Genomic DNA, 6,708 nt, shown 5'->3' on the forward strand with positions numbered 1-6,708 from the left:
TCGTGGTCGTCGTCGGGCTCGTGGTCGTCGTCGTCGAGCTCGTAGTCGTCGTGGTCGTCGTCGGGCTCGTGGTCGTCGTCGTCGAGCTCGTAGTCGTCGTGGTGCTGGTCGTCGTCGTGGTCGACCCGGGCCCCGCCGGCAAGCCGCTCACGGTGATGCGCCCCGTACGGATCTGGCCACCCACGAGCCGCCCCGCCACCCGAGCCCCATCCGCGAGCCGCACGAGCGCGTCGGGTGCACAGACGACACCTTCCAGCACGGCGCGCCGCGCGACGGTGATGCGGCCGTAGCCCGCACGGAGCACGAGGTCCCGCACGTCGCGGTCGGCGACGACGCCGAGCTCGGCGCCGGAGCCGAGCGACACGTCCCCGGTGACGAAAGCCTGCACCGCCGAGTCCGCCTCCACGACGCCCCCGCGGCCGACGCGCAGGCTGCAGAAGACGTACTCGCCGCCTGCGAGCACCAGGCGGCCCGGCGCGCCCGGCCCACCCGCGACCGCCACGTCACCGTAGGCACCGGGGGCGAGCCGGCGGGTCGCCCCGCGCGGCACCGCGATCGACCGGTCCGGGGCGCAGGTGGGCGCCGGAACGGGAAGGCCGCAGGCTGCGCCCACATCCGCAAGGATCGGCAGGGAGAACGGCTGCGCGGGACCGCAGGCTGCACCGCCTCCCGTGGCGCTCGTGGCCGCGAAGAGCGCCGCGCAGCGTGCTGGCCCGCCAAGCCGGACCACGTCGGCCGCGACGCTCGATTCGGGCGCGTCGAGCGCGCCGTGGACGGTGAGCGGCCCCGCGTCGACACCCACGTTCCCGGAAAGCACACGCAGCCCGCTCGCCCGCAGGCTCGCGGTCGCGAAGAGCGCGTATGTGTCGAGGTCGGAGCTGGGCTGTGCCGCCGACGCGGCGGCGGTCGCCAGAAGGCCGAGGACACACAGCAAGCGGCGAAGCATCATACCCTCCATGTCGGTCAGCGCGCGGTCAGCGCCACGGCACAGGCCGGCCGCTGCTCCGCGGGAATCGTGTTGCCGAGCTTTCCCGACTCGTCGGTCACGCTGCAGGGGAACTGGCTCGGCGTAAACCTGGCGCCGGACGTACAATCGAACGTCACCCGCTCGAATGGCAGCGGGGCAACACCCATTCGCACCGGGGACGACGTCGCCACGGTCGTGACCAACGCCGTGTCGCTGTCCTTGAAGACGATCAGCCCCGTGTAGAGGTCCTGATCCAGCAGCACGATGCGCGTCGCCGGGTCGGTCGGATCGCCGACCGGCAGGGCGCCCGAGCCGGGGATGCTGACCCCAGTCGGGTAGCCGAGTATTACCTGGATGCCGGCGAACTCCGCCGCCGTCGACCCGTCCTTGGCCGGCACGAGGCTGAGTGTGGCCTGCACCGCGCCCGTCGGCGGGCAGCTGACCTCCGCGAACCGGCAGTCGCTGCCACAGGGGTCGCCGGGCGTGCCGTTGGCGCCGCCGTCGTCGCACTCCTCGACGCCCTTCTCGACGATTCCGTCGCCGCAGCGCGCGAGCCTGCACTGCGGCGTGCAGGCATCGGTCTCCACGTTGTTGCCGTCGTCGCACTCCTCGACACCGGCCTCCACGATTCCGTCGCCGCAGCGCGCCTTCTGGCACTGGTTCGTGCAGGCGTCGTGATCGTCCTCGTTGCCGTCGTCGCACTCCTCGCCCGTGTCGAGCTCGCCGTTGCCGCAGAGCCGACCGCGCTCGTCGGGCAGCGCGCCATAAATGTCGCGTGCGAGCGCCTGTCCGAGGGCCGTGACGCTGGCGATCACACACTCGGGCAGCGGATCACAGCTCCCGATCTCGGCACCGGTGACGCCGCGGCAGGCGCGCCCCACCCTTCGCCGCACGTGCGCGGCCGTGCGCGGCGCCGTTTTGAGGCATGCCGGCGCGATCGCGCCGAGCACCGTAGCCCGCCGGTCGAAGCGCGCTTGGCAGCGCACCGCGGCCGCGACGATCCGGGTCACCAGCGCCGTCCGTGCGTGCCCGACGGCGCGGACGCAGCGCCGCAGGGCATGCCCGCCGCGACCCGCGGGCAGGCGGGTGAGGCCCTGCAGCGCCTCCCCATTCTGCGCGATCCGCCGCGCGATGGTCGTCGAAACGGCGATGCCGGGGTTCACCCCCGTCGGATAGTTCGCGAGAACGGGGTTTCCGCCCTGGCAGAACTCGGGGATGATCCCGCGCGCGCGGGCCTGCGCGTGGATGAAGTCGTCGGTCGTGGCGACGGCGTTGCAGTCGACGGTCGAGCGCGCGCCGTGGAAGGCGTCGTGACAGGAGGCGACCCGGTGGAGGCTCGCGCGGATCACGACGCTCAGCGTCTCGGCGAGCCAGTGCCGACAGGCGAGCAGCGCGTGCCGTCCGCTGCGCGCCCCCCCGCTGCCGGCGCTGCTCACCACGAGCAGGAGCGCAACCGCAACACCTTGTCTCCGCATCCCTCCTCCAACCGTAGGCGACGGGCGGTGGAAGGACGGACGGGGCGCCGGCCCTCCACGCCCGTCACCTGTGTGCCCTCAGGGGATGCTCACGCTGCACGTCACCGTGCTCGGGTCGACGGCATTGCCAGCCGTGTCCGCCGCGTCCTCCACCGTGCACCTGAAGTCGGCGGCCGTCGGCGCCGCCGCCCCCTGGCAGAGGCTCGCGAACGTGAGCGTTGCGAACTTCGCCGGCAGGGCGCCGATCTTGACCACGGCGTCCTTCACGCCGTAGCCGAGGTCGTTCGAGCTGCCGGTCACGCCGAAGGGATACGTCACCGTCAGACTGGCGACCTTTCCCTCCGGATAGTCGATAAAGACCACGAGGCCGCCGAGCGGGGTCCCGGACGTGAAGGTCACCGAGGCCGAGGTCGTGCCCGGCACCGGCGTGCACGTGTCCACGTGGCAACTGCTCGGGCAGCCGTCATCCTCGATCGTGTTCCCGTCGTCGCAGGTCTCGCCGAGCCCCGGTTCGATCACCCGGTTGCCGCAGCCCGGCGGCTTCGGCGGGAGCTGGTTCGCGATCGTCGTGACGCACGATCCATCGATCTCCGCCTGGAGCGTCGCCGCATCCCCAGGGCAGGCGCCCGCCTTCCCGGAGTCGGCCTTCGCGAAGGCGGGGCCGAGCTTCGCGGCCACTTTCGCGAGGCACGCGGGATCGACCGGGGTCGGCACCTTCGCCCCCGCGGCCTTCGCGTAGCAGGCAAGCTCGCCCGCGGCGTCGGCGCCCGCCGCCTTGATCTTCGCGGCCGTGCACTTGGCGGTCGCGACGGTTCCCGGGAGCTGGTCGGTGATGTGACTCACGCATGCGTCGACGCTGTCCTCGATGGGTTTGCTCGGGTCGGGGAGGCCATTGCCCGGATCGGCGCAGGGGCCCTTGGCCACCGCCTTGGTGAACGCGGTCTGAAACTTCGCCTCGGCCTTCGCGAGGCATGCGGGATCGACCGGCGTCGGTACCTTGGCGCCAGCCGCCTTCGCGTAGCAGAGCGCCTTCGCCTTCTCCTTGGCGGAGGCCGCCTTCTGCTTCGTGGCGGCGCACTTGATCTCGGGCGGCGCCCCAGCCCGCACGGTGCCGGGGAACACAGCCACGGCCGCAAGGAACGCAACCGCAATCCTTCGCTTCATCGCTTTCTCCCTTCCCTTCTCTTCAGTCACGTACGTAGGAGATGAACTTGAACTGCCCGTCGACCTCCGCGATCGACCCGATCTTCAGGTGGTCCACCTTGCCGGCGTCGTCCTCGATCGCGAGCGTGAGCTGACGGTAGGCCCGGTAGTCCGCGTAGTCCTTGATGCCACGTCGGAAACTCACCCCCGTGATGCGGAACGGATGGCCGCCGTACTGGTACAGGAGGTCCGCCTCGACGTAGATGCTCTTGCCGTTCAGAATGCCCCAGAAATACTGCTGTGCCTGCGCCGAGTACTGGGCACGCGGCTGACCGGGCTCGACGCTGCCGGGCATGATGATGCCGAGGTACTCGTCCTGCGTGACCCGCAGCGCGCGCAGCGCCGCCTTGTCCTTGGCAACGAGCGCCTCGCGGAAGCGCTCGAGGAGCGCATCCACCGACGGCGACGCATCCGTCAGGCGCCGCGGCCGCGACGGCGCAGTCGCCGCGGCGTGCACCGCCAGGACCAGCATGACGACCACGAGCGTCTTGGCGACCGATGCGACCTTCATGACGATTTCCTTCGAGCGGCCGGGCGGGACGGCGGACGACCGCCGCCCCGCGCTGGCCGGACGGCTCACTGCAGGTGGAAGCTGATCCAGGGGCTGGTGAGCCAGTTGGAGGCCGGATCTCCCGGCCGGAACGCCCCGACGTAGTTGGTGGTGTCGAAGAACGTCGGGTCGATGCTCTTGCAGTCCATCGCCAGCGAATTGACAAGCGGATTGCTGGCGACGCCGGGCGAGGAGCCCGCCGGGATGAATTGGTTGAGATCGGTCTGCGAGGCGGGCAGCCCGAGACCGTAGACCACCGGAATCTGCGGGTCCGACCCGTTCTGCGTCGGGTTCGACGGCGAGACCGACGGCAGCAGGGCGTACCACTGCTGCGGCGTGCAGGGCGACGTCCAGTTCCCGGTCACCTGCAACGGCGCGCCGCCGTCGTTGCCGTTGTCGAAGAGCAGGCTGTGCTCGACGAGGAGCCCGCCGGGCTTGAGCGTCGTCGCATTGGTGCAGGCCTGCGCCGCGGTGGCGTTGTCGCTCACGAGGAGACCGGCGTTGCGGAAGTGCTCCCAGATGGTGTTGGCGATGATGCCCGCGGTGCCGCGGCGGAGGTTCGTGCCGCGCTCCGAGTTCTCGCCAACCGCGTTCGGCTGGAGCGCGGTGCCGATCATGGTGAAGTTGCAGACCTTGGGTGCATTCCGCGGGAGCAGGTCGAACCCGTTCTCGTTGTTGTCCCACTCGAAGCCGTGGTTCCCCGCGTTCTGCATGTATGGGTTGTAGTAGACGCCGAGCAGGTACTGATACTCACCCGTGGTCGCGAGCTGCGTGTCGAAGAGGTCGTCACCGCAGCCGGAATCCACCAGGTACTTCATGTTGACCGTGCCGCCGAACCACTCCTGGCAGTCGTCGAAGCCGACGTTCGCCTGGATGTGATCGAACACGCTGCCACGGCCGACGCCGTTGTAGGTGATGATGTTCAGCTCGTTGTCCGGGGTGAGCTCCCTGCCCGAGAACTCGACCCGCACGTACTCCATGACGCCGCTGCTATCGTTCGGGTTGCTGCCGCCGAACGGAACGCCGACGAGCCCCTCCGCCAGACACTCGCCGCCGGGGCAGTTCACCGGGGCGTTGCCGTTGATCGTGAGGCCGCCCCAGTCGCCGATGTGACCGTTGTTGTGCTCGAAGTGGTCCTGGCTGGTCATCACGATCGGCTGGGTGGGCGTGCCGGCCGCGTTGATCTTCGACCCGCGCAGGAAGATGAGCGCGGAGACGTTGGTCGGGCCGCCGTTCTGCGTCGGAGGATCCATCCCCACGATCGTCGTGCCCGGGTCGATCGTGATCGTCACCCCGGGCTGCACGAAGGTGAGCCCGTCGACGTACACGGGGCACGCGGCCGACCACTCCTGGTTGGTCGTGAGGTTGCCGGTCACCGTCGCCTTGCCGCCGGAGCAGGCGATGACGTTGCCCTTGCCCTGACAGAGCGGGAAGAGCGTGGGATTGCCGGTGAGCGCATTGAGCAGCGTCACCACGTCGGCGACGCTGAGCGCGCCGTCGGCATTCAGGTCACCGCAGGAGAGCGAGCCCGCCCCGCCGCAGTCAACCGCCGACGGCCCGACCCCGACCGCCTGGATGAGCCGGATGGCGTCGCCGATCGTCACCCGCCCGTCGTTGTTGAGGTCGGCGCATCCGGCCGCGCGGGCGCGCGGCGCGAACGCGGCGACGCCCACGATGCCCGCGAGGCCAACCAGCATCGCGTTCCACGTGAGTCCTTTCAGGTTCATCGTCGTTTCCTTCCTCAGTCGAGTGTTGGGACGCCGCACGAGCGTTTTCACGGCGTCTCGGTGATGGAGATGGAGCAGGTGACGCCGGCGATCGGCCGCGCGAGGGCGTCGACCGGGTCGGTCACCGTGCACGACTGCTTGATCTGGAGGTCCTGGCTTACGCAGACGTTGTCCGACGGGCAGGCGCCGACGACGTTGTCGCACTGGCCGACCGCCTCCAGCGGGAAGTGGCCGCTCGGGCAGACGGGTGGGTTGAAGACGCTGAAGCAGCCGCCGAGATCTGGACACGCCTCGCAGGTGGCCTGATCGAGGAGCCCGCCGCTTGCCGACGAGCACGCGCCGGCGGTGCAGGCGGCCGCGGCGCACTGCGCGCCGGTTGCGCTGCCCGAGGCGCCGCAGAAGCAGGCGACCGGGTCGCTCGGGTTTGCGGTGCAAGCCGCGAAATCGGCCTGCGGGCAGCAGCCGATGACGTTCTGCGTCCGATTACAGATGCCGACCGAGTTCGGCACACACTCGTCGAGCGTGACGCTGAAGAGCGGTCCCGACTGGATGAAGTTCGCGTTGCCCGCGATCACGAACGAGAGGTCCGCATCGGTGTCGTTGGCGAGCGTGAGCATCGTGGGGGTGGACTGGAGCACCTGCACCGCGTTCTGCACGACACTCGAAGCGCCGGTGCCCTTGATGCTCGCCTCGAGCTGCGGATAGTCGAAGCCCACCTGCACGCCGGCGAGCTTCTGGCCCCCGGGGATGTTGAGGCTCACCGTGACCACGCGGTGCCCGATGATC

5 protein-coding genes and 1 pseudogene are annotated in these 6,708 nt (G+C 70.1%); all 6 read right to left on the reverse strand.

Features of this window, described 5'->3' with window-relative positions; all coding sequences use genetic code 11:
* Window positions 1–946: pseudogene (locus VFA06_RS25105) on the reverse strand (hypothetical protein); the annotation flags it as partial.
* A 17-nt stretch (window positions 947–963) separates the two neighbouring features.
* Window positions 964–2,406 carry a DUF4215 domain-containing cysteine-rich repeat protein gene (locus VFA06_RS25110; RefSeq protein WP_324843186.1) on the reverse strand — a complete coding sequence of 481 codons (1,443 nt, stop codon included), beginning with the start codon at window positions 2,404–2,406 and terminating at the stop codon, window positions 964–966.
* A 114-nt stretch (window positions 2,407–2,520) separates the two neighbouring features.
* Window positions 2,521–3,606: a hypothetical protein gene (locus VFA06_RS25115; protein ID WP_324843187.1), complete on the reverse strand. Its 1,086-nt coding sequence runs from the start codon at window positions 3,604–3,606 to the stop codon at window positions 2,521–2,523.
* A 22-nt stretch (window positions 3,607–3,628) separates the two neighbouring features.
* A complete protein-coding gene (locus VFA06_RS25120) occupies window positions 3,629–4,156 on the reverse strand; it encodes a hypothetical protein (RefSeq protein WP_324843188.1) in 528 nt (175 codons plus the stop codon).
* A gap of 65 nt (window positions 4,157–4,221) precedes the next feature.
* Entirely contained in the window at window positions 4,222–5,922 is a 1,701-nt protein-coding gene (locus VFA06_RS25125) for a hypothetical protein (RefSeq protein WP_324843189.1), read from the reverse strand.
* Window positions 5,923–5,969: 47 nt separating this feature from the next.
* The coding region (locus VFA06_RS25130) for a hypothetical protein (protein ID WP_324843190.1) at window positions 5,970–6,708 on the reverse strand (739 nt) is incomplete at its 5' end.

Source organism: Actinocrinis sp. (genome assembly GCF_035653575.1).
Classification (GTDB): domain Bacteria; phylum Actinomycetota; class Actinomycetes; order Streptomycetales; family Catenulisporaceae; genus Actinocrinis.

Excerpts from the sequence above, each read along its gene's own strand:
- VFA06_RS25115 (WP_324843187.1), bottom strand. The coding sequence starts at position 3,606 with ATGAAGCGAAGGATTGCGGTTGCGTTCCTTGCGGCCGTGGCTGTGTTC.
- VFA06_RS25120 (WP_324843188.1), bottom strand. The coding sequence starts at position 4,156 with ATGAAGGTCGCATCGGTCGCCAAGACGCTCGTGGTCGTCATGCTGGTC.
- VFA06_RS25125 (WP_324843189.1), bottom strand. The coding sequence starts at position 5,922 with ATGAACCTGAAAGGACTCACGTGGAACGCGATGCTGGTTGGCCTCGCG.